This is a genomic window from Ancylothrix sp. D3o (assembly GCF_025370775.1).
Lineage (GTDB): Bacteria > Cyanobacteriota > Cyanobacteriia > Cyanobacteriales > Oscillatoriaceae > Ancylothrix.
This window is the reverse complement of record NZ_JAMXEX010000119.1, coordinates 1-1,466: the sequence shown is the minus strand read 5'-3', so window position 1 is coordinate 1,466 and position 1,466 is coordinate 1. Positions and strand designations below refer to the sequence as shown.

The following is a 1,466-nucleotide window of genomic DNA, read 5'->3' as shown; positions in this document are numbered from 1 at the left end:
TTAAAGTTGTAGGTTTGAGGGTCTAAATGCTCACTCTTGTTGAGTTCACTGTGGTTTTGTCCTACTAATTTTAAACTGGTGAATTGGAAAGTTTGGAGGCGTTCTAGGTATTCTTGTTCAAACGCCTGGTACATGAAATTTTGGTTACTTTGTCTGCTACTTTCTTTTTGAACTTGGCTGATATTATTGGTGCCGGTGCATACATCCCAGGTAGCGGCGGCCATTTCAGTCAGACAATTGTTTTGGATACTCCATTCTCTCACACTTAAAGCGTATTGTTTGGCTTCTTCAAATAATGCTTTAGTTTGTTCTTCAGTGTAAGATGGCCCAATAAAATAACTAGGAACTGTGGTTTTATTTATCCCATCATTACCACAGATATTCAGCGATTTTGCATCTGCTGCACGCACAAACCCAATCTGTTTTTGTTCAGACTTTCCAGTGGTAGGATCTACCACCGGCACCAATGCCATAATGCGGTTTTGATAATCTTCTTTAAATGTTAAGTTTAGTTCTTGATGGGTCAACCCGGCTTTAATATCTATTATGCCAAATTGTCCAATATTATAGATGGTAAATTTGTTACCTTGTTTGGTAGTACATTCCATGACTGGCCCTTTTTCTGTACGTTGGGAGGTACTAGATTCAACTGCTATATTAAAGAGGGTATCAAAGTTTTTCTTAGCATTAATTGCCATCACCTTATGGTCAGTATTATAGGGGGGGTTATCACAATTATCAGGATTAGGAAATAAATTCCTGAATTGGTCATTGGGTGCGATTTCAACAGATGCTTCACTTATAATCGGGTTTAGCGTTGTTAATAATAATTGTTTGGCATCGTAGCCATTTGGTGTAATTTCATTGCCTAGTTTATAAATGTTAGGGTCTTTCATTCGCCCAACATGAGACGGTTTTTTATGAGGAATCTTCTTGTAGAAATCGATTTCTTCTAAATCTGGTTGACGTGCGCTTTTGAAGGCATCTACGGCAATTTGGTTTTGGTACGCTAACTTTTGGACGACATCATCATGTAACAGTTGACGATAAGTCTCTAGCCCCATTTCTACTTGTTGGAGGGTTGGTGGTTGATATAGACCATTTTTTGCCGCGTCGTGAGAATGTTTATAATATTCAGCCGTAGATAGTACAGAATTTGCACCACTATGATGGCTAGAAGTATCCAGCATATCAGCAATAACTGTCATCTTTTCAAGGACTTCGGGGGGGTACAGTTTATCAGTGGGTTTTAACTCTTCACCACGCTCTATTTTCTCAGAGATTTCTAGTTGCTCACCCACCAGCTTCTTAAAATGGATGGAAACTTCTTTAATATAGTTTCCTTTGTTAGTCTCAGAAGCATACTTTTGGATATGCTCTACCTCATGTTCCACATTACTAGCAGCTTTCATTGCATTGTTAATTAGGCCGGTGTAATCTGTAACAATATGTAAAGCAACATCTTC

At 38.5% G+C, this 1,466-nt stretch carries 1 protein-coding gene; it reads right to left on the bottom strand.

Features of this window, described 5'->3' with window-relative positions:
- The coding region (locus NG798_RS27645; RefSeq protein ID WP_261226932.1) for a hypothetical protein at positions 1-1,466 on the bottom strand (1,466 nt) is incomplete at both ends.